The organism is Martelella sp. FOR1707, from assembly GCF_053484265.1.
Window position 1 is genome coordinate 167,348 of record NZ_JBAKFP010000010.1, and the last position, 25,938, is coordinate 193,285.

The window sequence follows — 25,938 nt, forward strand, 5'->3', positions numbered from 1 at the left end:
TTCGGCGCGTCGGCCATCGACCGAGAATCAACCCGTTGTCTTTTTGTGACCGGAAAGCCTCAGATAGAGCACGCTGACGGCGGGGACGACGGCGAGGGTGAAGAATGAGCCGACAAGGATGCCGAAGCCGAGTGCGACCGCGGTCGGGATCAGGAACTGGGCCTGCAGGCTGGCTTCCAGAATGAGCGGCGTGACGCCGAGGAAGGTCGTCACGGTTGTCAGGATGATCGGCCTCAGGCGCTCCACCATGGCGTCAACCACCGGCCTGGAACTGCCGCTTTCGGCGCATTCGAAGGTGCGGATCACAAGCAGCAGGGCGTTGTTCAGCAGAATACCCATCAGTCCGATGAGGCCGAACATGGACAGGAGCGTCAGTTCGAGCCCCAGCGCCCAGTGCCCGAGTATGGTGCCGACGAGACCGAAGGGCAGAACCGTCAGCAGGATCAGCGGGCGCGTATAGGAACCGAAAGCCAGCGTCAGAAGGGCGTAAATCCCTAAAAGCGCGAGGACAGCATTGCGCAGCAGCGCCGGCGCGAAGCGGCTCTGCTCCTCCTGCTCGCCGCCCAGCGTGATTTCGAGGTCCGGATAATCCCGGCGCAGCTGCGGCACGGCTTCCGTCATCAATTGATCCGTCACTTCACTGCCGGTAGTCGAGCCGCCCGTAACATCGGCGGTGACCGTGGTCACGCGACTGCCGTCGATCCTTGTGATCGTCGATGGCGCCGGCTGGAAAGCGAGGTTGGCCACCGTGCCGATCGGAACCAGCCCGCCCTCCGCCGGCAGCCGCAGGTTCTGAAGATCGGCAATTGTATCGCGATCCGATGCCGGCAGGCGCACGCGCACCTCCACCTCTTCGCGGTTGCGCTGAAACTCCGTGGCCACCGCGCCGAACAGCGCATTGCGAAGCCCGCGCGCCACAGAGCTCAGTTCAACGCCAAGCGCCCGCCCCTGATCGGAAGGCGTGGCGACGACTTCTTCGGAGGAAAAGCCCCGGCTGTCCCTGACGGCGGTGACGCCGGCTTTTTCAACGAGCGCGCTCCTGATCCGGTCGACCGCGGCTGCGCGCGCCTCCGGCGTGCCGGCCGCAATATTGAGGACGATATCCGCGCCGATGCCGACCTCGCTGGTGGAAAAGCTCAGCGAGCGCGCGCCGGCGATCTCGCCCGCCTCCGCGCGCCAGAGCTCGACCAGCTCGCCGGCGGAAAAGTCGCGGCTCTCGGCATCGGCGATCTTGACCTCGATGCGCGCCGTGCTGGCGGCTGTACTTTCCGTCCCGCCCGGCGGACCGCCGGAAACGGCGGGAACGCCGATCAGGATGGCGCTTGCCTGGCGGATATCGCCGGCATCGCTGCCGGTCTGATCGGCCAGTTGGCCGGCCGCCCGGTCCATCGCTGCGGCCAGCTTTTTGGCTTCCGCGCGCGTGGCCGCCACGGATGAGCCATCGCTCATCTGCAGTTCGGCGGAGACGAAGTTTCCTTCGATATCGGGAAAGAACACGAAACGGACGAAGCCGAACGACAGCGGCGCCAGCGAGGCGAGAAGCAGGCCGAGGCAGAGCACCAGCGTCGGGCCCGGATGACGGTCGACCGTTTCGGCGACCCGGCGAAACCGGGTATCGGCAAAACTGTCGATCCGCCCGCCGACCTGCCGGCGCAGCGGATCGGCAAGACGTCTTGGCGAAAACCGGCGCGGCTCGCCGGAGCGCAGATGGGAGAGATGCGTGGGAAGCACGAAAAAGCTCTCGACCAGCGACAGACCGAGAACCATGATGACCACGGCGGCCACCGGCGCGAGGAAGGAGCCGGAAAGGCCCGGAATGAACAGCAGCGGCACGAAGGCGAGAACGGTTGTCGCTACCGAAAAGAAAACCGGCCGCGCCATCCTGAGCGTTCCGTCCAACGCGGCCTCGGGCCCGCTTTTTCCCGATTGCCGCTCGGTATAGATGGCTTCCCCGACCACAATGGCGTCGTCGACCACGATACCGAGCGAGAGGATAAAGGCAAATAGCGAAAGCTGGCTGATGCTGACGCCGAACAAAGCCATCAGCGCGAAGGTGCCAATGAAGGACACGGCGATGCCGACCGACACCCAGGCCGCGATGCGGATATCGAGCGCCAGCGTCAGGATGACCAGGATCAGCGCCGCGCCGATGATGCCGTTCTTGACCAGGAGGTCGATCCGGCCCTGAAGCGACGTCGCCTGATTGCGCCACTCGGTGAGCGTCACGGTTTCCGGCAGCCGCGGTTCGAGCTCGTTTTCGAGATAGTCCTGCGTCAGGCTGACGATGTTGAGCAGCGGTTCGCTTCCGGCGCGGAAAACATTGACGAAGACGGCGGGCTTGCCGTCGATCTCGGCCAGCACGGGGTCTTCGGCAAGCCCGTCGGAAATTTCAGCGAAATCCTCAAGCCGCACCTGCGCGCCAGCCGGCGAGGAAAACATCACGATATCCCCGATCGCCGCCCCAGTATCGCGTTCGCCGGCGGTGCGCACCGAAACGCGGTCCTCCGGCCCGTCAAGCGTTCCGGCGGAATAGTCGGCGGTCGCATTGCCGATGCGCTCGGCAAGCGCGCCGAGCGTCGTGCCATAGGCGAGAAGCTGCGCCTGCGGCACCTCGACCGAAATACGATCCTCCGGCGCGCCGCTGATCCTCACCTGCGATATGCCATCGATGGCCTGAAGGTCCTCGCGCGCGGAAACGGCGATGGCCTTCAGCGTGTCCGCGGGCAGATCGCCGGAAAGGGCGAACTGTATCGCGAGTTCCTCCGGCTCGACCTCGACAATCACCGGTTCTTCGGCGGATTGAGGCAGCGAGGTGAGACTTCGGACCTCGGTCTGGATATCGTCCTTCACCGTCTCGGGGTCCGCCCCGCGCGTCAGGTCCGCGATCACCCTTGCCTGTCCTTCGCTCGCCGTGGCGGTGATCTTGCGGATGCCCTCGATGCTGCGGATGGCCGATTCGATCGGCTCGACCACGGAATCGGAGACATCCTGTGCCGTTGCGCCCGGGTAGGTGACGGTGATGCTGATGGTGCCGGTCGAAAGGTCTGGGAAGTTCTTGACCGTCAGCGTGGCGAGCGACAGAAGCCCCGCCGCGACCAGGCCGACCAGAAGAAGATTTGCAAAAACGCCCGTCTCGAAAACGCGTCTGATCAGCCAGTTCATTGCGCCGCGCCACCTGCCGTATCTGCGCCGGCGGCATTGTTGCCGCCGGTTGCGGTTGCGCCTGTGGCGGAGGACGCCGAGCCGGAGGCAATGTCATCCGGCACATGGACGAGACCTGATGGGGCCGTGGCGATCCGGTCCGCGACCGGGTCGGAGAGATCGCCGACAGTGACCGGCGTCTCGCCATCAACCCTGACCTTCAGCCCATCGACCGGCGTGTCGACCGGCGTCAGCAACAAACGTCGTCCTTCGAGATTGCCGCTTAGCAAGACCGCGCCCTCGATTCGGCGGCGCACTTCTGCCTCCAGCCGGACCAGCCTGTCGTCGCTGTCGACGCCCCACACCTGCTGGCCGGCCTGCACGACACCTGACGGGGCTGCGAAAGGGCTCTCTTCATCAGGAAGGGCGAAATGGACGCGAACGACCTCTCCGATCCTGAGCGCCGGCGCGCCTTCGTCGGCGATGAAGGGATTGCCGATGCTGACAATGACCTCGGTGGTTCTGGCGGATGACTCGATACGCGGAATGACGGCCGTGACCGTGCCGATCCGGACGGCTTGGTCCTTGCCGTCCGCCCGCACGGGGCGGATGCCGACGGGCTTGCCCAGAAGCGTGGCCTCACCGCCCAGAAGCGCGAAATCGCGCTCGTAAAGCCCCACAGCCGCCTCCGCATATCCCGCGAGCGCTGCCGTGCCGACGCTTGTGCCGGCACTGACCAGTTGGCCCCGCGCCGCATCGGCGCTCAGCACGACGGCGGGAAACGGCGCTTCCAGGCGCGTATCGTCGAGCGCGATCTCCGCGCTTTGGCGTTGCGCGCGCGCCGAAGACAGGCTGGCGCGGGCGCGTTTGACCCGTGCGGCGGCATCCTCGGTCGTAGCTTCCGGCGTTGCGCCGCGCTCGGCAAGCTGGTTCTGGCGATCGAGATCGGCGCGGGCTTCATCGAGGCTTGCCTCGGCCTCTTCAACGGCGGCCTGTGCAGCCTGCAGATCGGATCGGAAACGGGCGTCATCGAGTTCGATGACGAGATCGCCTTCGGCCAGTCGGCTGCCAACCGCGAAATTTTCGCCGATCCGTTCTATGCGTCCGCCAACCTCGGGCGCCAGAACCACCTCGGCGCCCGAACGGACCAGCGCCGTTTGCGAGATGGTCAGAGGCTGGTCCAGTTCGACGGCGCTGGCGACCTTGACCAAGGGCGCGGCCGGCGCTTCCGCCTGGGTCTCATTCGAGGACCAGAAAAAACTGAAGGCGGCGACAGCGCCGCCTGCCAAGAGAACCGCAATGGCAATTGCCCAACCAATAAGCTGTGTTCGGTTTTCGCGGCCTTTGCCGTCTTCGGGCATGATGTCGCTCGCTCGTGGAGGATAACCTGTGCGTGCGCCGCGATGATGCGGCAGGGTTCATAGGTTGAACCGGCGGGACGGCAGATTGTTCCGATTGCAAAGAGCGGTTGAAAGCACCGCCCGTGCTCCGGTCTCAATTCCCTCAGCGTCTGCCGCTCGCACGCGCCGCTGTGTTGATCGCGAACGAAGACATGGGCGGCGGGAGTGGGGCGGCAGAGCTGATTGTTCGGATCGCCGGTTGTTCGGCGATGGCGCCTGAAATCGCCTTCAGGCGGCGGATTGGTTATGGCTGCCGCCGTCGCGCACGACACCCTTCACGCTGCGCCCGGTATGGCTGAGGCTGCTGCGGGCGGCATCCGCGAGCGAGACGATACCGCACATGCGCTTGTTGTCGTCCAGCACGACGAGGCGGCGCACCTGGATATCGCCCATATTGGCGAGAACGTCATCCACCTCGTCCGTGTCGCGGCAATATTTGACGTCGGTGCTCATCACCTCGCTCACCTTGCTGCGCCCGTCGAGGCCGGTGGCAACGCCGCGCGTGACGATGTCGCGGTCCGTCACCATGCCGACCAGCCGGTCATTTTCTCCGACCGGGAGGAAGCCGATATCTTCATTCGTCATCCGCCTGGCGATTTCGACAATGATGTCGTCGGGTTTCGCAAGGGCGACGTCGCGTGTCATGATTTCTGAAATTCGCATCGTTTTCTCCTTGGCGTTTTCTCCTTGGAGCCCGCCCAACTGCAGGCCGCGCGGAATGTTCCAGCGGAATGTCGGCGACGGATCTGCGAACAATTTCCCTCCCTCGCTGTTAGGCACGCACCGGGCTAAGGCCCGCAACAAGAGGAGATTGTTTCATGAGAACGAAGAACTTTACGCTGACCGTCGCAGTGGCGGCGCTGGCTTCCAACCTCGCAATGGCTGCGGATGGGGACCGCGTTCAGGGCAGTCTTGCCGGAGACAACATCAGCGGAACGGTGACCATGCTGGAGACCGCTTCCGGCGTCGTGCTCGTCGAGATCGATGCCGAAGGGCTGCCGGAAGGAGAGCACGGCTTTCACGTGCATGAAGTCGGCCAGTGCGATGGCGAAAACGGTTTCAAGAGCGCTGGAGGTCATCTTGCGCGCGGGCTCGATCACGGCATCATGAGCCAAAACGGACCTCATCCCGGCGATATGCCGAACCTGCATGTGGGATCCGACGGCATCGCCAAGGCCGATGTTTTCGTTCGCGGCTTCACGCTCGGGCGGACCGGCAATCAGCGCATCCTCGATGAGGATGGATCGGCCGTGATCATTCACGCAGGTCCCGACGACTACAGCACGCAGCCCTCGGGCGACGCGGGCGACCGCCTCGCCTGCGCCGTTCTCGAGCCGGCAGAATGAGACGAAGCCTGTGGCCGGACCAGTTTGGTCCGGCCTTATCTCACGGCGAACGCAAACTGACAGGAGAACAGAAATGGCAGATCCGAAAGCAAGCCCTGCGAGGGGACCGCTTCCCGCGCCGCAGACACAGCACGAAAGGCCGAAAGCCTCCGCCGAGGCCGTCGACCTGAAGAAACCGAAAGAGGTCTGGAAGGAGGGCGAAACGACGCCGACCGCAGACGATACCGACCAGCCGCTTTCAGAGCGCGTTGGCGATTCCGCCGACCTTGGCGCCGTCAGCCCGTCGCCCTACGGCGTCGAGAAGCAGGCGGACAAGGTGGGTGCGCAAACCGCCAGGGATGGAAAGCCTCATCGGGTCAAGGACCGGAAATAGCAGAATTGTGCTGTCACTCAGCCGAGAGGCGGATCGTTTTCCAGAACGATCCGCCTCTTTTCGCGTTGTCAGCGCCGCTCGGCATTTGCCGACAGGGCGGGCGCGGGAGACCGGCCTGCACCGCTTGCATGCATTGGGAGCACGGGCGCGCCTCCACGGAACCAGTCGATCGTCTGTTTCAGGCCGTCCGAAAGCTCCGTGACGGGTCTCCAGCCGAGCAGGGACAAGGCGCGGCCGATATCCGGGCGGCGGCGTTGCGGGTCATCCACCGGCAGCGGCCTGTCTTCCAGGTTAAGCTCCGTGGCTGTCAGCTCAGCCACTTTCTCGGCGACCTCCCGCACCGTATATTCGCCGGGATTGCCAAGATTCACGGGAAGGCCGGGATTTTCGGGGTGGTTCATTAACCGCACGAGACCATCGACGAGATCGTCGACAAAGCAGAAGGAGCGGGTCTGGCTGCCGTCGCCATAGATCGTCAGCGGTTCGCCGCGGAGAGCCTGGAGGATGAAATTGGAAACGATCCGCCCGTCATCGGGCCGCATGCGCGGGCCATAGGTATTGAAGATGCGGGCGATCCGTGCATCCGCCTCGCCGCGACGCAGCCGGTCGAAGCAGAGTGTCTCCGCGGCGCGCTTTCCCTCATCATAACAGGCGCGCGGACCGGTGCAGTTGACATTGCCCCAGTAATCTTCCTTTTGCGGGTGCTGCTGCGGGTCGCCATACACTTCGCTGGTCGAAGCCTGCAGGAACCGCGCCGAATGTTTGCTGGCGAGCTTCAGAAGCTTGTCCGTCCCGATCACGCTCGTCATCAACGTATGGGTCGGATCCTGCTGGTAGCGCGGCGGCGAGGCCTGGCAGGCGAGGTTATAGATCTGGTCGATCTGCCCGTCGATTTCCAGATCCGAGCAGATGTCGTGGGCGATGGAGCGGAACCGCATCTTGCGCGACAAATGCTTCAGATTGGCCTTGTCGCCCGAAACAAAGCTGTCAACGCAGATGACATAATGTCCCTCCGCTAGAAGGCGTTCGCAAAGATGCGAGCCAAGAAAACCGGCGCCGCCGGCAACAATGATGTGTTTTGGTCGCTCTGTCATTTTCGGCATCGTTTGAAGTCCTCAATTATGGGCTGCGCGCGCGGCGGCAAGGCACCGCCACGGCAGTGGCCCGCCATGTCATTGCAGAAGCTTGTCCGACAGCAACCGGATAGGCGGATCATGCGGGGGGCCCGTCGATGTCCAGCCTTGGTCGTCCTCGGCGAAGATGCTCCTAACCGGGCGTTGAAGCTTTTGTTCCCATTGATGAAGGCGGTCCGTTTAAGAGCCACAGACGGGACGGATGATCGCCTGCGAGCGAGGAACATTCGAACCGATACGATCGTTTTCTTGGCAGCGCAGGCGCAATCGGCCGAACACGCTCTATCCGTCTTTGGGTCATTCAGAGAAAATGCATGGGAAAACGACAGACTGGCATATCCGACGTCCCGGACGCTCATTCGCCGACCGCTCGCCGCACGCCGCCGATCCGGCTCGATGGCCTGCAGCTTGACGAGAACCGGACCTTCCAGGAGCGGTTCTGGTCTGCTCAACGGTGCGCCTGGCTCGGATTTATCGGTCTTGTGCTGTTGGCGATGCTGGGCTTCACCGGGTCCGGCGGCCCGTTCTCCGCCGCCACGAAGGGCAGCGGCGTGGCGACCATTCAGCTCCCGGCTGTGACGCGCTGGCAGACTTCCGACAGGATGGAGATCGACTTCGAGCAAGCCCTTGCTGGACATACTGTCCTGCTCAGCGCCGCTTTCGAGGACGCCTTTCAGATCGAGAGCACCCAGCCGCCTCCGACCCGAACGGAGCTCGCAGAGGACGGTCATCGGCTTTTATTTGCCGCGAATGGCGATCAGCAGGGCTCTGTCGTCATCAATCTACGCGCCCAGTCGCCGGGCTGGAAGCGTTTTGCCATCTCCGTGGACGAAGAAGCGCCCGTTCAATTCTCAACATTGGTTCTACCGTGAGGTCACCATGGAAACCGTTATTCGCGGCTTCGCCATCTATATCGCCTTGCTAGCGATCCTGCGCTTCTCCGGCCGGCGCGCCGTGGCCCAGATGACGCCCTTCGACTTTGTCCTCCTGTTGATCGTCGCGGAAACCACCCAACAGGCGCTTCTCGGGGACGATTTTTCGATTACCAACGCGGTCATTCTTATCATCGTGCTGTTCACGATTGATATCGGTCTTTCCTACGTCAAGCGGTGTACGCCAAGGCTTGCATTGTTCCTGGATGGCACGCCGACCGTGCTGATATCCGACGGCAGACCCGACCTGAGGGCGTTGAAACGGTCCCGGGTGAGCCTGGAGGACGTCCTGGCGACAGCGCGACAGCTTCACGGGCTTGAACGCCTCGACCAGATCAAGTCGGCGGTTCTCGAAGCGGACGGCGGTGTCAGCATCATTCCGCGATAGGCGGCTCGTCCCTCGCAAAAGGCGCGGCTTACGGCGATCCCGGAACCTTTCTCCAGCTCACCGGTTCTGAACAGCCCGCCGCGCGGAAACGGTGGGACCGTCGGCTGCGGATCGACAGAAGAGCCAGAAAAACCCACCGAGGAGTGACCATGTCCGATCATTCGAAGTCCAAGAAGCGCATCGAAAAGGATGCCAAACCGCAATTCGCAAAGAAGCAATCCGGCGGTGACAGCGATGGCGTGGCCAGCGCCAAGCCGACCGTGATCACCGGGTCGGAGGACGCTACCGTCCACCCTCTACCGCCGAAGAAGGCGGAAAAGCCGAAGAAGGATGAGCGGTAGACGGCCACGTCAGTCGAAACTAACGAAAGCCTTGACAAAACCGTCGGGTCTGGCCTCCGCGTCGTCCAGAGCCTCGCCGAGACGATCCAGCGGATAGCTGTGGGTCAGGAGCGGCCAGGGATTCAGCCGTCCCGCGACCACGGCCTCGATCGCTTCCGTCGTGCCCTTGCGATAGGCTTCCGGCGCGCGTTCATGGGCGTTGATGACGTCGAGGCCGCGCCAGTTCCAGAGCTGCATGTTGATCTGCCTCGGACCGTCTTGGTGGTAGCCGGCGATAATCAGGCGACCACGCTCGGCGCAGAGTTCTGCGGCAAGATCGAGCGGCCACTGCTTTCCTGCGGTTTCAATGACCACGTCGCAGAACCGGCCTTCGGTCAGTTGGCTGACGGTTTCTATGATCTGCCAGTGGTCGTCCATCGCAATCGTCGTTGCCGCGCCGAACTGTTCGGCGAGCGCGAGCGAGGATTGCCGCCGGGAAATCGCAATCACCTTCGCTCCGGCATTGGCCGCAAGCTGCGTGAGCAAAGCTCCGAGGAAGCCGATACCTATGATCGCCACCCGATCGCCAGGCCGGATACCGCTGCGATGAAAGATGTTCACGGCGCAGCCGAGCGGCTCGCCCGGCACGGGACGGCCATCCAGTTCCTTCGGCAGGGGGACGATTTCATCCACTCGGGCAATGTCGTATTCGGCATAGCTCGCATGGGAAAGTGTGGCCACGCGCTGGGCGAGTAGGCCGGGATCGACATTCGCGCCGATGCTGTCAACATGCCCCCAGCCTTCGTGGCCGAGATCGCCCGGCGGTAGCGGAAACTCCATCCACTCCGGACCCGACCATGGCACCAGATTGGAAGCGCAGACGCCGCAACCCTGCAGCCGGATGCGGACTTCGCCCGCCTGCGGCGTCGGCAGCGGCCTCTCCTCGATATGCACGCGCCCCGGTCCGGTCACCAGGGCAGCCCGCATGGTGCTGCGGGCCGAAATGCGTTCCATGATGTCGCTCTGATCGTTCGGGAATAACGTCATCTCAACTCCTTTCCTGGTTGAGCCCTCGAACTGGGAAAGACGCCAAAGGTTCCGGAAGAAGCCGCGCCCGATGCTCCAGGTCGGAACAATGCGCCGCGAGGGAGGTTCTGAGGCTCCGATCAACCGGATCAGCAAAGGGCGTGAAGACCATGTGGACATGGCTCGATCAACATGGCGCGGCAATCGACAGCCTGCTCGGCGGCGCAACCCTGGTCGTGTGGGTTCTGTACTTTCAGCTTCTGCTCACCACCTACCGGCATCGCTCGCGGCCTAAAATCCTCATCAACCGGGCCGGCGGCGACACACCCGACACGCATTGCATCATCACCAATATGAGCGCCGAGCCGATCTACCTGGAATCTGTCTTGCTCCATGTCGTCGGCGACAAGGGCGACCAGACCTTCGCGCTTTCCGAGGTCGGAGCCGGCAGCCCAAACGGAAGCAGCCCCCAGAAATGGTATCAGGGACCGCTTTCAAGTGGAGAGCTCAGCGATATCGGCTCCTACCGCTCGATCATCGAACGGTTCCGAAAAGGCGAACTTCAGAAGATCGGCAACGCGGATTTCGGAGCGATTCAGTCGCTTACGGTGATCGCCGTTGCCTCCTATACCGCCCGCGAAAGCCTGATCGCCGCCGAGCGCACCTTTGACCTCGTGGAAGACGAGACCATCCTTCGGCCGCGGCGCTATGCCGCGACCCAGATCCGTTCGGGCCGGAGGCGACGGCGGATCGAGGAATTCATGGTGGCCAACACGGCAGGCAATATGCCGCGCTGCAATATCAGGGGCGGCAAGGACCACTGTCCGCCGCTTCCGCAGCGCGGGCCGGCGGCGGACGGCTGAACATCGTCTGATTGCCCATCAATGCGATGATCGCCGCGATCGCCATCGTCTCGCTCTGGACCCCGTTCATCAACCGGGTCTATTTCGAACGCTGGTTCGGCTGGCCGAAGGCCTTCTTCTCGGCGCTGGTGCCGCTCGCCGTGATTGCCTGCGCCTGTTGGCTCTGGATCGGGTTGGAACGCGAAAAGCATCTCCAGCCGTTTCTCGCGGCGCTGGGCATGTTCGTCCTGAGTTATGCCGGCCTCGGCATTTCCTTCTACCCCTATATGGTGCCCGGCGCGCTCACCATCGAGTAGGCCGCCGCTCCGGAGAGTTCCCTGCGTTTAAGGTCGACCTCTCCGAGGGCTATCACTGATGCCCCGACAGAAGTGGCTGAAGCGCCTGGGCTGGTTCGTCTGCTATTGGCTGATCGGCGTGGCGGCGATGCTTGCCCTCGGATACGTCATCCGACTGGTCCTGTCCTGATCGTGGTCTCACCATTTCTCGGAACATCGCCCAGTCCATTCAGTTGGGCGGGCGAACCACATGACAGGAAAGGACAAGATCATGGCTGGACGACTGGACGGAAAGATCGCCCTCATCACCGGAGCCGGTACAGGGATCGGCGAGGCCATCGCGCACAAATTCGCCAGGGAGGGCGCGAGGCTGCTGCTTGCCGGCCTGCCCGGCGATCCGATCGATGACGTCGCCGCCGCAATCCGCGACAAGGGCGGCGAGGCGGAAACCTTCCCCGGCGATCTCGGCGACCATGGCGTTGCCGAAACCTGTGTTGCGGAAGCCATCAAGCGGTATGATCGTCTCGACATCCTGATCAACAATGCGGGGGTGTTTCTCGAGGCCGCTGAGTGCCAGGACTACTCCGTCGAGAATTTCGACCGCACCATAACCGACAACGTCCGCTCGGTATTCCTGATGACCAAATACGCGCTTCCGCATCTGCAGGAGACCCACGGCGTCGTGATATCCGCCGGTTCGGAAGCCGGAGAGGTCGGCGAAGCGAACAACACGCCCTACGGCGGGACCAAGGGTTTCGTGCACGCCTTCATGCGCGGCGTCGCGTTCGAGCAGGGCAAATACGGCGTGCGGGCGAACTGCGTCTGCCCGGGACCGGTGGACACGGCCTGGACCCATACCGATACCGGTCCGATGAACGATCAGATGGAGAAGATGACGCTCGCCGGGACAGTGCTCGGACGCCGGGGCACGCCGGAGGAAATTGCCAATGTCTACGCCTTCATCGCTTCGGACGAGGCGTCGAACGTTACCGGCGCGCTATGGTATGTCGATGGCGGCACGACGATCGCCAAGGGCGGCCCCGGCCAGATGGTTCCGGACGAATTGAAAGCCGAGCCCGAGACGGACCTCGATCTCGGGCACAGCCGCGACGGCATGAAGGGCAAGGACGCCGTCAGCAAAATCTGAGGTCGGCGCCTCCGGCCTCCCGGGCCGGAGGTTTCCTTACATCATTCAGGGGGAGCCAGGAGCCACCGCGCCGCTACCCCTTGCGCTCAGCTTTTGCCGGAGCCCGGTTCGGCCATCTTGCGGTGCTGGGCCGCCAGCCTTTCACTCGATACCATGCCGGAAGCGGCGGCCATGGCCTTGTTTTTCCAGCCCGCAACGACATCGCCCTCCCCTGCCATCATCGCGTCGTAACCGGCCCTGGCGACCTTTTCCGGATCGTCCTTGTCGCCCTGCCCGATCGCAGTATCGGTAAGCCCGGCGCGTTCGAAGAACGCAGTATCGGTGGCGCCCGGCATCAGGCAGGTGACGGTCACGCCCGTGTCCTTCAGCTCCTCGCGCAGGGCGAAGGAGAAGGAATTCACGAAGGCCTTGGTGCCGTTGTAGACCGCCTGGAAGCTGCCGGGCATCAGCCCGGCAATCGAGCCGGTGAACAGGATCCGGCCTTCACCGCGTTCGCGCATTTGCCGGCCGAGCTCATGCACCAGCGTGATCGTGCCGCTGATATTGGTGACAACGACCTGTTGTGCGTCCTCCAGCGCCTGATCGAGGAAGGCGTGGCCGAGACCGCGTCCGGCGTTTGCCATCAGCAACCCGACCGGCTTCCCGGTCTGCTCGATCGCATGGGCGAAGCGGGCGACACCCTCCCGCGTTGCCAGATCGACCTCCGCGGCATAGACCTTCACGCCCATTGCCGTCAGCTTGTCGGCGGCGGCCTGGATCTCTGGCTCGTTCGCCGCGATCGCAAGGTCGTAGCCGTCTTCGGCCGCACATTTCGCCAGCTCGAAACCGATGCCCGACGATGCGCCGGTAATGACGGCAAGCTCATTCTTCTGATCATTGCTCATGGTTTCATGATGGCCTTGATGCAGCCATCCTCCTTGTTGCGGAACGTCTTGTAGAGTTCGGGACCGTCCTCCAGCGACGCCGTATGGGTGATGACGAAGGACGGATCGATTTCGCCGCGCTCGATGAGGTCCATCAGCTTCGGCAGGTAGCGCTGCACCGGGGTCTGCGCCATCTTGAAGGTCAGGCCGCGATTGATGGCGGAGCCCATCGGCACCTTGTCCAGAAAGCCGCCATAGACGCCGACAATCGAGACCGTTCCGAAATTGCGGCAGCAATGGATCGCCTGCCGCAGGACGTGCGGACGGTCGGTGCCCATGAAGGTCGCGACCTTGATCCGATCCCAGCGCGAGTCCCAGCTAGCCGAGGCATCGGCCTCTGTACCGACAGCGTCGATACAGGCGTCGGCGCCGCGGCCGCGGGTCAGTTCCATGATACGGTCGTAGACGTCGTCCTCACGGAAATCGATCGTCTCCGCGCCGCCTTTTCGGGCGAGCTCCAGTCGCTCGGGCACGGTGTCGATGGCGATAACGCGTTCGGCGCCGAGAAGGAAAGCCGAGCGGATGGCCATCTGGCCGACCGGCCCGCAGCCCCAGATCGCAATGGTGTCGCCGCGTTGAATGTCGCAATTTTCGGCCGCCATGTAGCCCGTCGGGAAAATGTCGGAGAGAAACAGGACCTGTTCATCATTCAGACCCTCGGGCACCTTCACCGGGCCGACATCGGCAAAGGGCACCCGCAGAAATTCCGCCTGGCCGCCGCTATAGCCGCCGAGCAGGTGCGAATAGCCGAAGAGGCCGCCGGGGGAATTGCCCCAGAGCTTGCTGACCTTGTCCCTGTCGGGGTTCGAGCGTTCGCAGCCGGAGAAATATCCGCGCTTGCAGAAGAAGCATTCGCCGCAGGCGATCGTGAAGGGCACGACAACCCGGTCGCCGACCTTGAGGTTACTGTTGTCGCGGCCGACTTCCACGACCTCGCCCATCGCCTCGTGGCCGATGACGTCGCCATGGTGCATTTCCGGGATCGTGCCCTCGTAGATATGGAGGTCCGAGCCGCAGATGGCGCAGGCCGTGACCTTGATGATTGCATCGCGGCCATCCTCGATCTCGGGATCGGGCACGGCTTCGCAGCGGATATCGTGTTTTCCTTGCCAACGCAGAGCTTTCATTGGGCGTCCTCCTGTTGGGGCCCCGGTTGCCGCGCGCTCGCCGCGCGGCCTTCCCGGTCGATCCCTGGTTGAGCGCCTAACTGAAGTCATCCCGTTTGGTTCCGGAATCTTCTTGTCGTTTGGACGACGGTGCGAACAATCCGCCGTTTCAATCGTTTGGGCACAGAATGACGGCGGTGTGACCGCCGCACCAACAAAGGAGACGGCAGAAATGAAAGCGATCCGCATCCACGATTTCGGGACGCCCGAGGTTCTGAAGCTCGAGCAGGTCGAGCGGCCGGAGCCGGCCGCTGGCGAGGTTTTGATCAAGGTGCTTGCCGCGAGCGTCAATCCGGTAGACTGGAAGATCCGTTCCGGCGATTACGGCGCCGTTGGCGAGGACAGGCTGCCGATGATCCTTGGCCGCGATATCTGCGGAGACGTCGAGGCGCTTGGCGAAGGGGTGGGGCACATTGCGGTCGGCGACCGCGTGTTCGCCTTCCTCGACATGGGCCGCGGCGGCTATGCCGAGTATGTGGCGGTGCCAGCAGAGCATCTCGCCGCCGTGCCGCAATCGCTGAGCGCCGAGGAAGCCGCGGCCGTTCCGCTTGCAGGCCTCACCGCTTGGCAGGGTCTCATCGATCACGGCGGGCTTCAGGAGGGCCAACGCGTCCTCGTCCATGGCGGCGGCGGTGGCGTCGGCCATCTTGCCGTTCAGATCGCAAAGGCGAAGGGCGCCTGGGTGGCGACGACGGTCTCGCCCGAAGACATGGAATTCGCGCGCAAGCTCGGCGCCGATCAGGTGATCGACTACAAATCGGAAATCTTCGAGGACGTCCTTGATCCGGTCGATCTCGTGTTCGACCTGATCGGCGGCGAAACGCGCATGCGTTCGTTTGAGGTGCTGAAGGAAGGCGGCATCATGGTCTCCACCCTTGGCGAGCCCGACCGGGAAACCGCCTCGAAATTCAAGGTCCGCACCGCCGGCTACATGGCCAAGCCCAACGGCGGCCAGCTCGCCGAGATCGCCGAACTCGTCGAGCGGCGCAAGCTGCGGATTTCCGTTCAGGACACCTTTCAGCTTTCCGAAGCGGCGAAGGCCCAGGCGGTTCTGGAAAACCAGCATACGCAGGGCAAGGTGGTACTGAGCGTGGCCTGAGAAATATCGACGCCGACGCCCGCTCAAGGGGTGTCGGCGTCGCCCGTGGCGCTCGGCGGCACGTCTTCGATGGGCGGATGCCGGGTCGGCGCTTCAACCGGCGCTGCGTTGAACCGATAGACACCGACCACCGCCAGCAGCATCAGAACCGCCACCACGAGGGCCAGAGTAAGCGGGGAGAGACCGTTCTTGAACATGATTTATCCAATCCATAGCGCGTGTTTCGGCATTGGATGCCGTTTCATTGCTCATCAAACTTGAAGGACCTGCGAATGTTCCTGGTTCAGCGCGAAGCGCATAAATCGTCGCGACCGTCTGAAGGCGGCAATGGCGGGGCGAGGCCCGGATCCTTCCCATGTTCACTGGGGCGAGGACATCTTCAGTGAAAGACGAAATGGACGATGAGGTCTACATTCTGGAACAGGCCGGCCTTGTCTATGTCAGCGACCGGGACCCCGGCATCTCGCGCGAACGCCGCGGCCGCGGATTCAGCTACAGGATGCCAGACGGCGCTCTGGTGCGCGACAAGGCAATGCGTCGGCGGTTGGATGCACTGGCGATCCCGCCCGCCCATGAGCGCGTCTGGATCTGCATTCGTCCTGATGGCCACCTGCAGGCGACAGGCTACGATGCGCGCGGGCGCAAGCAATATCGCTATCATCCGGACTGGCGGGCTCTTCGGGAGGAAAAGAAGTATGACCAGCTCGTCGATTTCGCGGCGGCCCTGCCGCGGATCCGCCGACGCGCCCGTAGCGATGCCGAACAGTTCGATGATCTGCCGCGCGCCGTTCTCGGCGCCATGACAATGCTTCTCGACGCCGCGCACTTAAGAATAGGAAACCGTTCCTATCTCGAGGAAAACGGCACCTACGGCGCCTCGACTCTGCTCAAGCGGCATGTGCGCTTCGGCGATCACCTGGAGCTCGAATTTGCCGGAAAGGGCGGACGGCGGGCGCGCCGCCGGCTGCAGGCGCCGCGCCTGCAGCGTGTCCTGGAGCGGATCGCGGACCTGCCCGGCCGCCAGCTCTTCGGCTGGCGGGAGGAGGACGGCACGCCGCGGTCCATCGGTTCCGGACAGCTGAACGCCTATCTCGCCGAAATTGCCGGCGCACCATTCTCGGCAAAGACCTTCCGCACCTGGGGCGGGACCGTCGCCGCCTTCGACGTGGCGCAACGGGATATCCGCAACGGCGAGACGCCGCTCATCAAGACCATGTCGGAAGCTGCCGCGAGCGAACTTTCCAACACGCCGACCATTTGCCGCAACAGCTACATCCATCCCGCCGTGCTGGCGCTTTCCAATGACGCGGCGGAGCGCCGCCTGCTGATGCGCCAGGCGGCGCGTCCGGCAAAGCCGATCAACGGTCTGCGCGTTTCCGAAAGCCGCCTCACCGCCTTTCTGAAAGGCGCGCGGCGGCTTTCGTAGGTCTCGGCGCTAGATAGCGGCGCCAATGCCCAGCAGCGCGAGCACGAGCAGAATCAGGAAGATCGCGATCGCGATGAAGAACAGGATTTTCGCGATTTTGGCGGCGGCGGCTGATACGCCGGTAAAGCCGAAAAAGCCGGCCACCAATGAGATGACCAGAAAAATCAGTGCCCATTTCAGCATTTAATGCTCCCTTGATCGTTGAAACTCAGGTCCGGAGTTGGCCGCGAGGCAGGCTCGCGGTCGTCCGGCCGTCGGGCCTCATGCCCGCGAAACAAATTTGTTGAACCGGCTCGTCTCGCCGTCGCTTGTCTCTTCCTGATAGAGAAAGGCGAGATCATTCTGTTCGAAGATACGGAAGAACTCTTCCCACTCAATGGGCTCCAGGTTCTCCTCCGGCTCGGCGAAATCGATCCGCAGGATGCCGCCTTCGCCACCCGCCGGTACGATGCTTGGCCGACCGTCGCGGGCTTCGGCCCAGCGGCGGATTTCTGCGTGATCTGTCGTGGTCTGTGTCATACGGACACTCCTTTGCAATGTTCGCCCTGCCCAATCATCAGCTCGCCGGTTTGGTTCCCGAAAAATCTCCGCGTCGGGTCTTTACTCGCAGTTCGAACGATATCGGCCATGGGATGTCCTCTTGAATTGTCTCAATCGATGGTGTGACCAAACGGCTGAAACGCTTTTTTGTTCGCGGCGGGAACATATGCCGGCCTCGCCTGTTGGGCGGCAATGCCCATCAGACCGAGGAGCTGACATGCCCGCGAAATCAAAATCCCAGCAGAAGGCCGCCGGCGCGGCGCTTGCCGCAAAGCGCGGCGAACAGAAGAAAAGCGACCTCAAGGGGCCGGCGCGGCAGATGGAAAAGTCAATGTCGCAGAAGGAGCTGGACGATCTGGCATCCGGAAAGCGCAAGGGAAAACCTGAACACAAATCCTGAGCCACGCCTGCGGCCTTCCGTTCTCCGGCCTTGTCACTCATTAACCGGGGGCAGCGCTCTTTCCTCGGAGGACGTCGTCTGCCGGTCGAGGGCCGAAGGGTCGGCATTCTCCATCGGATCCGCCGAGCAATCGCCAGATGGCAGTAGAGTTCCGCTACTGCTGAGGCGAGCACAGCCAGCGCGATCGAGATGGCGAGGATCATGCAAACTTGGAGAGCGGCGCGCACGCCTGGCCCTTTTGGGTGGAGTTCGAGTTTCCATTCTTATGTTTTCGCACGGTTAAGACACAGACCGCCTTTCGCGGCCCCTGCCCTCGGGTCGTCACTCCGGCAACGTTATGCTCGCCGGCTGCTGACCTGTGTCCTCACGCCATGGGAAAAAGAGCGTTGAGAGGGCCAGCAAGATGAAGAGGACGAGTCCGCCAACGAAGACGATCCGTGCAAAGCGCGTTCGAAGGACTGTCGTTCCCTGTTTCGCCTTCTCTTGCGGGATGGTCGATCCACGTGTCTGATCGCTGGCCGGTTTGTTCTCTTTCGCCACGTCACAATCTCCATCTGTGAATGTCCGTTTGGCGCCGAACAGGCGCATGCCGGTTTTGTTCCAGCGGCCCAAAAGCGCCCTCGGTTTGTCGGGAACATCGCGTCGCGTTCACGGTTGGCAGGTCAGTGGGCGGGACAGAATTCATCGTTTCCGTTTGCGAGAATCTGCAACAACAGAAGGGGACATTGATATGTTCATGACCAAGTTCACAGCCACCACCGCCGTGTGCGCCGTTCTGGCGGGCAGCGCCTGGGCCCAGAGCCAAACTGATGCCGACACAATGCAAAACACGGCAGCCATGCAGACGACCGATATCAACTCCGTGCAGGTGTCAGAAAACCAGATCCTCGGAACGGATCTGATGGGCGGCACGGTCTACACCAACCCGGGTCCCACCGGCGAAGCTGTCGGCGATGTCGACGATCTGCTCATCAGTCAGGATGGGGAAATTGTTGGTCTGATTATCGGCGTTGGCGGTTTTCTGGAAATCGGCGAGAAGAACGTCGCCGTTCCATTCGACAAGGTCGAGCAGAACCGTGACGACCAAGGCATGCTGTACCTGACGCTCGCCACGAGCCGCGAACAACTGGAAAGCGCGCCTGATTTCGACTATGGCACGGTCAGGCCCTCGGCAGACCTGCAAACCGACATTTCCCGCGACGACGGCGACACAACCTCGACAAGGCCGACAGATCAGACGTCAGGCAACGACAGTGGCCATGCGCAGGCTTTCGAAGACAGGATGGCCGACAATGCGTTTGCCCAATCGCCTGCCGGTATGGCCTGGCGCGACACCGAGCCGGTCGCCCACGCAAACCTGAGGGCCGACGAATTGCTTGATGCCGTGGTCTATGGCGAGAGTGGCGATGAAATCGGCGACATCGGTGACGTGATTCTTAGGCCACAGGGCGAAGTTCAGGCATATATCGTCGATGTCGGCGGCTTTCTCGGCATCGGTGAGAAGGAGGTGGCGATCGCCTCGCAAAATCTCGATGTGCGGCGCGACGGCGACGATTTTGCAGTCTTTACCCCGTTCAGCGAGACAGAACTCGAAGCGCAACCGACATATGACGCAGAGGCTTTCGCGGACAACCCGGACAATTTCCTGATGCGATGAAAACCGGCAGTTCCCGAGTACACAAACGCCGTGCGATCCGCACGGCGTTTCCGCGAGGTCTCCGGCAATCTTGGCTTATCAGGATTTGTTCTCCCGCTCATTCAGCGCCTGCTGAAGTTTCACAGCAAGCTCGAGCAGCCGGTCGGGTACAGGCTCCCGCTTGATCTGGGAGAGGAGTTCTGTGGTCCTGCTATCCAGAAACGCTTCGGAATGGTCTTCCGAAACTTTATGCTTATCGCTGCTTTCTGCCATCTTGTTGCCTTACTTTGTTCTCGCGCATAATCTTTGAGTTGTCATACGACACTACGTTTCCAGATCGCCGGTGGATTTAATTTGTCTCGCACAATCGGTTGGCAGAAGCAAATCGTTGCTTGCGGAAAAAATTCTACGTTTCCAGATGAGGAAACTCTCGGATAGCCATGATCTATGAGCGTTTTCTCGTCAGATAGCCTTTTAACTGTTAGCGCTCACTTTACGCAACCGAGGTCGATTTAGATCGCCGTGGGCGTTCACGTTTCTGCGTAGTCGAAGGTGCCTTCGTTCATGGATGCCCAATCCGCGCCTCCGTGGCCTGTTCCAGCAAAAGAGACCGGAACAAAACCCGCCCGAATTGGTTTGGCGCTGGTTGGAGAAACATGAGGACACACCATGACCGATAAACCATCCGGCGCCGCTCCGGGCACCAGCGATGAGCGGCCCCGCTGGGAAGGCCCTGAAGAAAGCCGGCCGAGCGCGTACAAGCCCGCCAAGGACGACCCCGGCAAGGACCGCGATGCCATGCGGGAAAATCTCGATCATCCCCGCAAGCGCGATCTTTCCGACGCCATGAAAACAAGACGTGACGATAGGGACCGGCCCTCCGAAGGCCCGGCTGAAGACAAATGAAGGAGGAGACCGCAATGGGACATTTCGCAAGGTGGGTCGCGCCGGTATATCTTGGCTTCGGCGAAGACGGTCCGCTTGCCGTCAAAGGGCCGTCCCAGGCCCGCGACCTGCTCGCGGAAAACTGGCCGCACCGACGCGGGCGGCACTACCATGCGGCCGTGAACTGCTGCGAGCACGCCGTTGCACAGCCGGGTTGGCTGGAAATGTCGCGGGAGGCCTTCATCGCCGCCGCCCTGGAGGCCGGGCTTTTCAGCGGTCATTCGGGGCGTGCCCGCAATTTCATGCCGGGCGCTACCGGTCCCAGGCCGCATCATCCCCCAATGCTCTAGATTGCTTGTTCCGGCGCGGCGGGTGAGCGACCAGCTCTTTGCCCGACGCTCCGGAAACGCTCGCGGCCGACCGGCAAAGACAGTCACTCCGCCAAACGACGCTTCTCAGCGTTTTCGCACATTCTCAAGGATAAAGCCGCTTGCGGGGCCTGTCGGCACGGTTCCCAGCGGAACATCCAGTTCCTGCTCCGGCACATCAAAGGCCATATGGTATGTCAGCAGCCGCACGGCCTCTGCGATCAGCGCGACCGTCGCTTTCTCGCCGGGGCAGCGGTGCGATTGCGCCGTTTCTCCTCCGCCCTGCGGAACAAAGCGTTTCCTGTCCTTCTGCCAGGAAAGGTCCCGCTCGGGACGGAACGCGTCCGGTTCCGCGAACCAGCGCGGATCGTGGCAGGTTCCATAGAGATCGAACAACAGCCACTGACCTTTCTGCAGGCGGTAGCCGTAGCACTCGGCGTCACGCGTCAGTATGCCGCCAACGAAGGGGAAGAACGGCGCATAGCGGCGCACCTCCTCGGTAAACTGGATGAGGCCCTCGCGGCTGCCATCGGCGAAACGCTCGCGCCAGGCGGGCTTCTGGTGCAGCATCAGCGCGGCAAAGGTAATATAGCGGCCAACCGCCACGATCGGCCTCAACAGGTTCAGCACTTCGACCGCCGCGACGGAAGCCGGAAGCGGTCGACCGTCGGCATCGCGATAGCCGGCGATCTCAGCGATCGGCGCGCCTTCGCGAACCTTGCGCCCGCCGGAACGGACTGCCCTGATCTCTGCCTGCAGGCGCCTTTCCATCCGGCGGCGGCGCAGAAGGGCAGCGACCGTTGCCGGACGGAAGCGGCCCGCATTTTCGACCATGCCCGCAAGCACGGGCGCGTCACGCTCTATCGATTCCTGATTGGCCGGCAGACCGACCCATGACAGGGCTGCCTCGGCGAGCGTTGTTTCCGCGGCGGCGGCGAGCGAAATCCGCCCTCGCCTCTCCCATGTTGCAAGCCTGCGCAGCCAGGCGTCCTCGAAACGGGCGACCAGATCGTCGACATTCGAGGGATGATTGACCAGCATGCGCACGAACATCGCCTTGCGATGGCGGTGCGCCTCCCCGTCGAGTTGCTGGACGCTGTGCTTGTCCTGCAGCAGGCGCAGCGTCGTGCCGGGCATCGCGCCGCGCCGGGTCACCGTATCGTCGGTATAGAACAGTTCGGCGGCTTCGGGACCGGAAATGCAGACGACGTCGCGCAGCATCAGCCGCGTGCGCCAGATCGGCGGAGTTCGCGTCGCGAGGCGGCGCGGCAGGAAGAGGTAACCCTCGCGCAGAAGTGCGAGGGTCCTGTCTTGAAAGATGGTCGGCTTTTCAAGCGTGCTCATTCCAGCTTGCCCCATCGCGGATCCCATTCTGCGTCTTCCTCCAGCTTCACCATGATCGGTCCGCCCGTGTCGTTCCGGTTCTCAGCGAGCCGGATTGCCTCAGGCATCGACATCTCCTCGGTCGGATAAAAGGGCGTGTCCTCATTGCCGAAGTCGATCGAATCGACAAAGCCGACGGGGCGATCGCCGCGCTGGATCACGCGCAGGAGAACCGTGTCGCGGGTGGCGGCTTCTTTTGAATAGCGACGGAAGGTTGGGGGCATGTTCATTCCTTTCTTGCAACTGAGGTGCCTCAGAACTGGTGTGCCCGGAGCTTGTTCCCGTTTTTGTCGGTCGCGAGCGGGAACATCGAGCCCCTGTTCCTGTTCGGGCGCAATCAGGAGCGAAAGGAAAGCCAATATCTCTCTCCGTAGCTCTCTGGCTTTCTCGGTTGCCATCGGCGCGGTGCTGCTTGGAGGCGCCATCGCCTATGGCAGGTACCGCGAACGTGGTTATTCGTGCCGGGAACGGGCGGAGGGCGATGCTTCCGTCGAGCGTCTCTACGACGAGGAAGGCGATGAGCCGGAAAGCCCGAGCGCCGGGCCAGGTCAACACCAGCGAAAGGACCAGACATGACAAACGAGCAATCGAGCGAACGGACTTCAAATCTCCAGCGCGAGATTCAGGATGAAATCCACCGCCGCGATCAGCGCGCAACATCATCGGATGCCGGCGGTGCCATGCAAGCTGGCGCGAGGCGCTATCCCGTGCCGCCGCTTCCCGAGCAGCGACAGCCAAAGCCCGGCCAGGAGCACGAACTCGAGCCGCGCCCGATGTATGGCGCGCCCTACTACAAGGGCTCCGAAAAGCTCAAAGACAAGGTGGCGATCATCACGGGTGCTGATTCCGGCATCGGGCGCGCCGTCGCGATCCTTTATGCCCGCGAGGGTGCCGATATCGTCGCCTCCTATCTCTCCGAAGAAGCCGATGCCGAGGAGACCAGGCGTGCGGTCGAAGCGGAAGGGCGCCGCTGCATCCTGAGCCGCGGCGACATCGCCGACCCCGCCTATTGCCGCAGCCTCGTCGACGAGGCTGTGACCACGCTCGGCAAGCTCGATATACTGGTCAACAATGCGGGATTTCAGGTCCACGCGAATGCGCTGGAGGATCTTTCCCCAGAGCATTTCGACCAGACGATGAAAACCAATCTCTACGGCCTCTACAACATGTGCGCGGCCGCCGTCCCGCATATGGCCAATGGCGGCGCGATCGTGAACAGCGGTTCCGTCGTCGGTCTCCATGGCAAGGCGCAACTGCTCGACTATTCTATCACCAAGGGCGGAATTCACGCCTTCACCCGCTCGCTCGCCTCGAGCCTGATTCCGCGCGGCATCAGGGTGAATGCCGTAGCGCCCGGGCCGGTCTGGACGCCGCTCAATCCTTCGGACAAGGAAGCGGAGGACGTTGCGCAGTTCGGCGGATCTGTGCCCATGAAACGACCCGCGCAACCGGAGGAATTGGCCCCCGCTTATGTCTTCCTCGCTTCGCCGCACACGGCGAGCTATATCACCGGCGAGGTGTTCCCGGTCACTGGTGGCGGTTGAGCGCAATGATTTCGGCGCGATACGAACAGATGGCGGCCCCGGCCGCCATTTCACGTTCCGGAATCCGGCACAGCCGCGACAACCACCCGGCGCAGCGTCAGCGCCTGAACTATGAAAGAAAACAGAAAGAGAGGAACCGCCGCCCCGTCAGCTTCGTTAGGTTCAGAGGGACCAAATCCAGACGGAGCCCACGATGAACCAGCAAGAAGTGAGACTGAGGAGCCGGCAACGTCAGGAGATTGTGGACCTCATCCCGGCATTGCGGGCATTCGCCCGAACCTTCTGCCGCAATCCCAACGACGCCGATGACCTGGTTCAGGAGACGATGCTGAAGGGTGTCGCCAACCTCGACAAGTTCAAGCCGGGAACAAGGTTGAAATCCTGGCTGTTCACGATCATGCGCAATACCTTCTACACCCAGATCAAAGTGAGGAATCGCGAGGCGCCCGGGGAGGAAGATTGCGTCGCCAGTCTGCCGCAGAATGACGCGACGCAGGACTGGTCGGTCAGGGGGCAGGAACTGCTGGATGCGCTGGCGCGCATTCCCCCGCATTACCGCGAAATGTTCGTCCTGGTGATGGTGCTCGGCGAGAGCTATATCGATGCCGCCGAGATCTGCGACTGCGCGATCGGAACCGTGAAAAGCCGGGTAAACCGCGCGCGTCAACTGCTTCTCGAAGAACTTGGCGAGGTGCAGTAGCCAGTTTTCCTGAGGCGCGATTCGATCATCGCTGTCGCGGAACATTCAGCTGTTTTCCCTGTTGGGACGCTACCTCGATCCTGAGGAAACAGGGAGTAGAAAAATGGCTAATGACAGATTCAGACGCATGCGCGACCGTGAACGGGAAATGCCGTCGCGGCCCTGGCGCGGACGACCCGCGCCCGAAGACTGGCAGACGGATGATCTGGGTTACACCGATCATCGCGGTCGCCCGAGCAATCCGCGCTACGAGGAAGACCGCTACTATTCCGACTATGACGAATTCGGCTATCCGGCTTTTCCCGGTCTCTACCCGCCGGCGCGGGCCCGCCCCCGCCGGTCATGGGACGAACCTCGCGGGCGCGGGCGTGACGATCGCGATTTCTGGGACAGGGCCACGGACGAGGTGCAGTCGTGGTTCGGCGACGATGATGCCGAGCGCCGTCGCGAGGCCGATCATCGCGGCAAGGGGCCGCGCGGCTACAAACGGTCGGATGATCGCATCAACGAGGACGTTCACGACCGCCTGACCGACGAGCCGACGCTGGATGCCAGCGACATCTCGGTCTCGGTCGACAATGGCGAGGTCACACTCGACGGCTATGTGATCGGCCGGTGGCAGAAACGCCGCGCGGAAGACTGCGTCGACAGCGTGTCCGGCGTTACCCATGTACAGAACAATCTGAGGGTCAGGACCGAGGGAAGCTTCGATTCTCCGGCCTCTCAGTTGAACAACAACGAGTGACCGATTTGGGCGGGCGGCGGGACATGCCGTCTGCCCGTTCGTTTCCGCAGGCTGACATTGCTTCGCGCACGAAAAAGCCCGCCGCTCGCAGGCGACGGGCTTCGAAGTGGCGCACCCACTCCCGGCTGTTTACGCGGCCTTGTTTTCCGCCTCGGCATTGGCTGCCGTTTCGGCGATCTCGGTCAGCTTGCTGTCGGCGTTGCTTTCTTCCGAAAGCGTTTGTTCCAGCAGCGCCCGCACGTCGTCATGGCCAAGGCGCTTGGCCCAGGTTCTGAGCGTGCCGTAGCGGGCGATTTCGTAATGTTCGACGGCCTGCGCCGCCGCGACCAGACCGGCATCCAGAGCCGCGGTTCCCTTGAACATCTGCATCACCTCATCGCCTTCATCGAGAATGCCGTTGATCGCGTCGCAGGTGCGACCGCGCGCCGGCTTCCCGAGAATTTCGAAAATGTCCTCGAGGCGGCTGATGTGGTCCTCGGTCTCCTCGCGGTGGTGGTCGAAGGCCTGTTTCAACTTGTCCTCGTTTGCGGCATGGGCCATGCGCGGCAGGGCCTTCACGATCTTCCGCTCGGCGTAGTAGATGTCGCGAAGCGTTTCGTAGAACAGGTCGTTGAGTGTCTTCTCAGCCATGGATGTTGCTCCCTTACTGGCGTGTTGACCTGTTCCTAACCGGGCGTCCGGGCAAATGTTCCTGGCAGTGAGCGCAAATCAGTTCCTGCCCGTCTGGCCTTTGGGAAGCGTCGTGGTGATGCTGGCGGAAACGGGATCGCTGGCCGGGA

General features: G+C 62.6%; 32 protein-coding genes. 17 read left to right on the forward strand and 15 right to left on the reverse strand.

Annotation, left to right across the window (positions count from 1 at the left end):
* Positions 1-27 precede the first annotated feature (27 nt).
* From V6765_RS22985 to V6765_RS22995, 3 genes are all read right to left on the reverse strand, one after another.
* Positions 28-3,162 (reverse strand): efflux RND transporter permease subunit, encoded by a 3,135-nt coding sequence (locus V6765_RS22985; protein WP_448432936.1) that lies wholly within the window; start codon positions 3,160-3,162, stop codon positions 28-30.
* Positions 3,159-4,502 carry an efflux RND transporter periplasmic adaptor subunit gene (locus tag V6765_RS22990; protein WP_448432937.1) on the reverse strand — a complete coding sequence of 448 codons (1,344 nt, stop codon included), beginning with the start codon at positions 4,500-4,502 and terminating at the stop codon, positions 3,159-3,161. The genes V6765_RS22985 and V6765_RS22990 overlap by 4 nt, the downstream gene beginning before the upstream one ends.
* Positions 4,503-4,769: 267 nt before the next feature.
* On the reverse strand, positions 4,770-5,204 hold the full coding sequence (locus tag V6765_RS22995) for a CBS domain-containing protein (protein ID WP_448432938.1): 435 nt from the start codon (positions 5,202-5,204) through the stop codon (positions 4,770-4,772).
* A 155-nt stretch (positions 5,205-5,359) separates the two neighbouring features.
* Here V6765_RS22995 and V6765_RS23000 point away from each other — a divergent pair, with 155 nt between their 5' ends.
* Both V6765_RS23000 and V6765_RS23005 read left to right on the forward strand, forming a co-directional pair.
* Positions 5,360-5,887, forward strand: a complete 528-nt coding sequence (locus V6765_RS23000; protein WP_448432939.1) for a superoxide dismutase family protein — start codon at positions 5,360-5,362, stop codon at positions 5,885-5,887.
* A gap of 73 nt (positions 5,888-5,960) precedes the next feature.
* Positions 5,961-6,260, forward strand: a complete 300-nt coding sequence (locus V6765_RS23005) for a hypothetical protein (protein WP_448432940.1) — start codon at positions 5,961-5,963, stop codon at positions 6,258-6,260.
* Positions 6,261-6,328: 68 nt separating this feature from the next.
* Here V6765_RS23005 and V6765_RS23010 read toward each other — a convergent pair whose 3' ends face one another.
* The gene (locus V6765_RS23010) at positions 6,329-7,363 is read right to left on the reverse strand and encodes a UDP-glucuronic acid decarboxylase family protein (protein WP_448432941.1); all 1,035 of its coding nucleotides are present in this window, start codon (positions 7,361-7,363) and stop codon (positions 6,329-6,331) included.
* A gap of 344 nt (positions 7,364-7,707) precedes the next feature.
* Between V6765_RS23010 and V6765_RS23015 the strand changes: the two genes are divergently transcribed.
* From V6765_RS23015 to V6765_RS23025, 3 genes are all read left to right on the forward strand, one after another.
* Positions 7,708-8,265, forward strand: a complete 558-nt coding sequence (locus V6765_RS23015; protein ID WP_448432942.1) for a hypothetical protein — start codon at positions 7,708-7,710, stop codon at positions 8,263-8,265.
* A 7-nt stretch (positions 8,266-8,272) separates the two neighbouring features.
* Positions 8,273-8,713 carry a DUF421 domain-containing protein gene (locus V6765_RS23020; RefSeq protein WP_448432943.1) on the forward strand — a complete coding sequence of 147 codons (441 nt, stop codon included), beginning with the start codon at positions 8,273-8,275 and terminating at the stop codon, positions 8,711-8,713.
* 149 nt (positions 8,714-8,862) lie between these two features.
* Complete coding sequence (locus V6765_RS23025; protein WP_448432944.1) at positions 8,863-9,054, forward strand: hypothetical protein; 192 nt, start codon at positions 8,863-8,865, stop codon at positions 9,052-9,054.
* A 9-nt stretch (positions 9,055-9,063) separates the two neighbouring features.
* On the opposite strand, the gene V6765_RS23030 is transcribed toward V6765_RS23025, so the two are convergent.
* Positions 9,064-10,080, reverse strand: a complete 1,017-nt coding sequence (locus tag V6765_RS23030) for an MDR/zinc-dependent alcohol dehydrogenase-like family protein (protein WP_448432945.1) — start codon at positions 10,078-10,080, stop codon at positions 9,064-9,066.
* A gap of 140 nt (positions 10,081-10,220) precedes the next feature.
* Between V6765_RS23030 and V6765_RS23035 the strand changes: the two genes are divergently transcribed.
* The 3 genes from V6765_RS23035 (at position 10,221) to V6765_RS23045 (ending at position 12,344) form a co-directional block, all read left to right on the forward strand.
* The gene (locus V6765_RS23035; protein ID WP_448432946.1) at positions 10,221-10,922 is read left to right on the forward strand and encodes a hypothetical protein; all 702 of its coding nucleotides are present in this window, start codon (positions 10,221-10,223) and stop codon (positions 10,920-10,922) included.
* A gap of 11 nt (positions 10,923-10,933) precedes the next feature.
* Positions 10,934-11,218 carry a cytochrome d ubiquinol oxidase subunit II gene (locus V6765_RS23040; RefSeq protein WP_448432947.1) on the forward strand — a complete coding sequence of 95 codons (285 nt, stop codon included), beginning with the start codon at positions 10,934-10,936 and terminating at the stop codon, positions 11,216-11,218.
* 250 nt (positions 11,219-11,468) lie between these two features.
* Complete coding sequence (locus V6765_RS23045) at positions 11,469-12,344, forward strand: SDR family NAD(P)-dependent oxidoreductase (RefSeq protein WP_448432948.1); 876 nt, start codon at positions 11,469-11,471, stop codon at positions 12,342-12,344.
* Positions 12,345-12,430: 86 nt separating this feature from the next.
* Here the strand turns inward: V6765_RS23045 and V6765_RS23050 are convergent, their stop codons facing one another.
* Complete coding sequence (locus V6765_RS23050) at positions 12,431-13,228, reverse strand: SDR family NAD(P)-dependent oxidoreductase (protein ID WP_448432949.1); 798 nt, start codon at positions 13,226-13,228, stop codon at positions 12,431-12,433.
* A complete protein-coding gene (locus tag V6765_RS23055) occupies positions 13,225-14,394 on the reverse strand; it encodes a zinc-dependent alcohol dehydrogenase (protein WP_448432950.1) in 1,170 nt (389 codons plus the stop codon). Before V6765_RS23055 ends, V6765_RS23050 begins: the two co-directional genes overlap by 4 nt.
* A gap of 211 nt (positions 14,395-14,605) precedes the next feature.
* On the opposite strand from V6765_RS23055, the gene V6765_RS23060 reads away from it, so the two are divergent.
* Entirely contained in the window at positions 14,606-15,532 is a 927-nt protein-coding gene (locus tag V6765_RS23060; RefSeq protein WP_448432951.1) for an NADP-dependent oxidoreductase, read from the forward strand.
* Positions 15,533-15,555: 23 nt separating this feature from the next.
* On the opposite strand, the gene V6765_RS23065 is transcribed toward V6765_RS23060, so the two are convergent.
* Positions 15,556-15,729: a hypothetical protein gene (locus V6765_RS23065; protein ID WP_200337644.1), complete on the reverse strand. Its 174-nt coding sequence runs from the start codon at positions 15,727-15,729 to the stop codon at positions 15,556-15,558.
* Between the two features lie 197 nt (positions 15,730-15,926).
* Between V6765_RS23065 and V6765_RS23070 the strand changes: the two genes are divergently transcribed.
* Positions 15,927-16,958, forward strand: coding sequence for a DNA topoisomerase IB (locus V6765_RS23070; RefSeq protein ID WP_448432967.1), 1,032 nt, complete (start codon positions 15,927-15,929; stop codon positions 16,956-16,958).
* A 9-nt stretch (positions 16,959-16,967) separates the two neighbouring features.
* Here V6765_RS23070 and V6765_RS23075 read toward each other — a convergent pair whose 3' ends face one another.
* Together V6765_RS23075 and V6765_RS23080 are read right to left on the reverse strand one after the other, a co-directional pair.
* Positions 16,968-17,141 (reverse strand): DUF1328 domain-containing protein, encoded by a 174-nt coding sequence (locus V6765_RS23075; RefSeq protein ID WP_200337643.1) that lies wholly within the window; start codon positions 17,139-17,141, stop codon positions 16,968-16,970.
* A gap of 78 nt (positions 17,142-17,219) precedes the next feature.
* Positions 17,220-17,477, reverse strand: coding sequence for a hypothetical protein (locus V6765_RS23080; RefSeq protein ID WP_448432952.1), 258 nt, complete (start codon positions 17,475-17,477; stop codon positions 17,220-17,222).
* Positions 17,478-17,715: 238 nt separating this feature from the next.
* Here V6765_RS23080 and V6765_RS23085 point away from each other — a divergent pair, with 238 nt between their 5' ends.
* Positions 17,716-17,898, forward strand: coding sequence for a DUF3008 family protein (locus V6765_RS23085; RefSeq protein WP_448432953.1), 183 nt, complete (start codon positions 17,716-17,718; stop codon positions 17,896-17,898).
* Between the two features lie 321 nt (positions 17,899-18,219).
* On the opposite strand, the gene V6765_RS23090 is transcribed toward V6765_RS23085, so the two are convergent.
* A complete protein-coding gene (locus tag V6765_RS23090; RefSeq protein WP_448432954.1) occupies positions 18,220-18,486 on the reverse strand; it encodes a hypothetical protein in 267 nt (88 codons plus the stop codon).
* Between the two features lie 142 nt (positions 18,487-18,628).
* Here V6765_RS23090 and V6765_RS23095 point away from each other — a divergent pair, with 142 nt between their 5' ends.
* Positions 18,629-19,555, forward strand: coding sequence for a PRC-barrel domain-containing protein (locus tag V6765_RS23095; protein WP_448432955.1), 927 nt, complete (start codon positions 18,629-18,631; stop codon positions 19,553-19,555).
* Between the two features lie 78 nt (positions 19,556-19,633).
* Here V6765_RS23095 and V6765_RS23100 read toward each other — a convergent pair whose 3' ends face one another.
* Positions 19,634-19,807 carry a hypothetical protein gene (locus V6765_RS23100; RefSeq protein WP_448432956.1) on the reverse strand — a complete coding sequence of 58 codons (174 nt, stop codon included), beginning with the start codon at positions 19,805-19,807 and terminating at the stop codon, positions 19,634-19,636.
* Between the two features lie 396 nt (positions 19,808-20,203).
* On the opposite strand from V6765_RS23100, the gene V6765_RS23105 reads away from it, so the two are divergent.
* Together V6765_RS23105 and V6765_RS23110 are read left to right on the forward strand one after the other, a co-directional pair.
* On the forward strand, positions 20,204-20,440 hold the full coding sequence (locus V6765_RS23105; protein WP_448432771.1) for a hypothetical protein: 237 nt from the start codon (positions 20,204-20,206) through the stop codon (positions 20,438-20,440).
* A gap of 14 nt (positions 20,441-20,454) precedes the next feature.
* Positions 20,455-20,769, forward strand: a complete 315-nt coding sequence (locus tag V6765_RS23110; RefSeq protein WP_448432957.1) for a DUF982 domain-containing protein — start codon at positions 20,455-20,457, stop codon at positions 20,767-20,769.
* Between the two features lie 105 nt (positions 20,770-20,874).
* Here V6765_RS23110 and V6765_RS23115 read toward each other — a convergent pair whose 3' ends face one another.
* Both V6765_RS23115 and V6765_RS23120 read right to left on the reverse strand, forming a co-directional pair.
* Positions 20,875-22,131: a cytochrome P450 gene (locus tag V6765_RS23115; RefSeq protein WP_448432958.1), complete on the reverse strand. Its 1,257-nt coding sequence runs from the start codon at positions 22,129-22,131 to the stop codon at positions 20,875-20,877.
* Positions 22,128-22,529 (reverse strand): hypothetical protein, encoded by a 402-nt coding sequence (locus V6765_RS23120; protein WP_448432959.1) that lies wholly within the window; start codon positions 22,527-22,529, stop codon positions 22,128-22,130. The genes V6765_RS23115 and V6765_RS23120 overlap by 4 nt, the downstream gene beginning before the upstream one ends.
* 213 nt (positions 22,530-22,742) lie before the next feature.
* Between V6765_RS23120 and V6765_RS23125 the strand changes: the two genes are divergently transcribed.
* The 3 genes from V6765_RS23125 (at position 22,743) to V6765_RS23135 (ending at position 25,159) form a co-directional block, all read left to right on the forward strand.
* Complete coding sequence (locus tag V6765_RS23125) at positions 22,743-23,714, forward strand: SDR family oxidoreductase (protein ID WP_448432960.1); 972 nt, start codon at positions 22,743-22,745, stop codon at positions 23,712-23,714.
* A gap of 193 nt (positions 23,715-23,907) precedes the next feature.
* Positions 23,908-24,414: a sigma-70 family RNA polymerase sigma factor gene (locus V6765_RS23130; protein WP_448432961.1), complete on the forward strand. Its 507-nt coding sequence runs from the start codon at positions 23,908-23,910 to the stop codon at positions 24,412-24,414.
* A gap of 103 nt (positions 24,415-24,517) precedes the next feature.
* Positions 24,518-25,159, forward strand: coding sequence for a BON domain-containing protein (locus V6765_RS23135; RefSeq protein ID WP_448432962.1), 642 nt, complete (start codon positions 24,518-24,520; stop codon positions 25,157-25,159).
* Positions 25,160-25,288: 129 nt separating this feature from the next.
* On the opposite strand, the gene V6765_RS23140 is transcribed toward V6765_RS23135, so the two are convergent.
* On the reverse strand, positions 25,289-25,789 hold the full coding sequence (locus V6765_RS23140; RefSeq protein WP_448432963.1) for a YciE/YciF ferroxidase family protein: 501 nt from the start codon (positions 25,787-25,789) through the stop codon (positions 25,289-25,291).
* Positions 25,790-25,938: the final 149 nt, after the last annotated feature.

Bases quoted from the DNA above. Each gene is read 5' to 3' on its own strand.
- V6765_RS23005 (WP_448432940.1), top strand. From the start codon at position 5,961: ATGGCAGATCCGAAAGCAAGCCCTGCGAGGGGACCGCTTCCCGCGCCG.
- V6765_RS23110 (WP_448432957.1), top strand. From the start codon at position 20,455: ATGGGACATTTCGCAAGGTGGGTCGCGCCGGTATATCTTGGCTTCGGC.
- V6765_RS23010 (WP_448432941.1), bottom strand. From the start codon at position 7,363: ATGCCGAAAATGACAGAGCGACCAAAACACATCATTGTTGCCGGCGGC.
- V6765_RS23140 (WP_448432963.1), bottom strand. From the start codon at position 25,789: ATGGCTGAGAAGACACTCAACGACCTGTTCTACGAAACGCTTCGCGAC.
- V6765_RS23085 (WP_448432953.1), top strand. From the start codon at position 17,716: ATGCCCGCGAAATCAAAATCCCAGCAGAAGGCCGCCGGCGCGGCGCTT.
- V6765_RS23100 (WP_448432956.1), bottom strand. From the start codon at position 19,807: ATGGCAGAAAGCAGCGATAAGCATAAAGTTTCGGAAGACCATTCCGAA.
- V6765_RS23030 (WP_448432945.1), bottom strand. From the start codon at position 10,080: ATGACGTTATTCCCGAACGATCAGAGCGACATCATGGAACGCATTTCG.
- V6765_RS23095 (WP_448432955.1), top strand. From the start codon at position 18,629: ATGTTCATGACCAAGTTCACAGCCACCACCGCCGTGTGCGCCGTTCTG.
- V6765_RS23105 (WP_448432771.1), top strand. From the start codon at position 20,204: ATGACCGATAAACCATCCGGCGCCGCTCCGGGCACCAGCGATGAGCGG.
- V6765_RS22990 (WP_448432937.1), bottom strand. From the start codon at position 4,502: ATGCCCGAAGACGGCAAAGGCCGCGAAAACCGAACACAGCTTATTGGT.
- V6765_RS23070 (WP_448432967.1), top strand. From the start codon at position 15,927: ATGGACGATGAGGTCTACATTCTGGAACAGGCCGGCCTTGTCTATGTC.
- V6765_RS23055 (WP_448432950.1), bottom strand. From the start codon at position 14,394: ATGAAAGCTCTGCGTTGGCAAGGAAAACACGATATCCGCTGCGAAGCC.
- V6765_RS23000 (WP_448432939.1), top strand. From the start codon at position 5,360: ATGAGAACGAAGAACTTTACGCTGACCGTCGCAGTGGCGGCGCTGGCT.
- V6765_RS23135 (WP_448432962.1), top strand. From the start codon at position 24,518: ATGGCTAATGACAGATTCAGACGCATGCGCGACCGTGAACGGGAAATG.
- V6765_RS23130 (WP_448432961.1), top strand. From the start codon at position 23,908: ATGAACCAGCAAGAAGTGAGACTGAGGAGCCGGCAACGTCAGGAGATT.
- V6765_RS23015 (WP_448432942.1), top strand. From the start codon at position 7,708: ATGGGAAAACGACAGACTGGCATATCCGACGTCCCGGACGCTCATTCG.
- V6765_RS23075 (WP_200337643.1), bottom strand. From the start codon at position 17,141: ATGCTGAAATGGGCACTGATTTTTCTGGTCATCTCATTGGTGGCCGGC.
- V6765_RS23090 (WP_448432954.1), bottom strand. From the start codon at position 18,486: ATGCGCCTGTTCGGCGCCAAACGGACATTCACAGATGGAGATTGTGAC.
- V6765_RS23045 (WP_448432948.1), top strand. From the start codon at position 11,469: ATGGCTGGACGACTGGACGGAAAGATCGCCCTCATCACCGGAGCCGGT.
- V6765_RS23115 (WP_448432958.1), bottom strand. From the start codon at position 22,131: ATGAGCACGCTTGAAAAGCCGACCATCTTTCAAGACAGGACCCTCGCA.
- V6765_RS23025 (WP_448432944.1), top strand. From the start codon at position 8,863: ATGTCCGATCATTCGAAGTCCAAGAAGCGCATCGAAAAGGATGCCAAA.
- V6765_RS23050 (WP_448432949.1), bottom strand. From the start codon at position 13,228: ATGAGCAATGATCAGAAGAATGAGCTTGCCGTCATTACCGGCGCATCG.
- V6765_RS22995 (WP_448432938.1), bottom strand. From the start codon at position 5,204: ATGCGAATTTCAGAAATCATGACACGCGACGTCGCCCTTGCGAAACCC.
- V6765_RS23060 (WP_448432951.1), top strand. From the start codon at position 14,606: ATGAAAGCGATCCGCATCCACGATTTCGGGACGCCCGAGGTTCTGAAG.
- V6765_RS23020 (WP_448432943.1), top strand. From the start codon at position 8,273: ATGGAAACCGTTATTCGCGGCTTCGCCATCTATATCGCCTTGCTAGCG.
- V6765_RS22985 (WP_448432936.1), bottom strand. From the start codon at position 3,162: ATGAACTGGCTGATCAGACGCGTTTTCGAGACGGGCGTTTTTGCAAAT.
- V6765_RS23080 (WP_448432952.1), bottom strand. From the start codon at position 17,477: ATGACACAGACCACGACAGATCACGCAGAAATCCGCCGCTGGGCCGAA.
- V6765_RS23065 (WP_200337644.1), bottom strand. From the start codon at position 15,729: ATGTTCAAGAACGGTCTCTCCCCGCTTACTCTGGCCCTCGTGGTGGCG.
- V6765_RS23125 (WP_448432960.1), top strand. From the start codon at position 22,743: ATGACAAACGAGCAATCGAGCGAACGGACTTCAAATCTCCAGCGCGAG.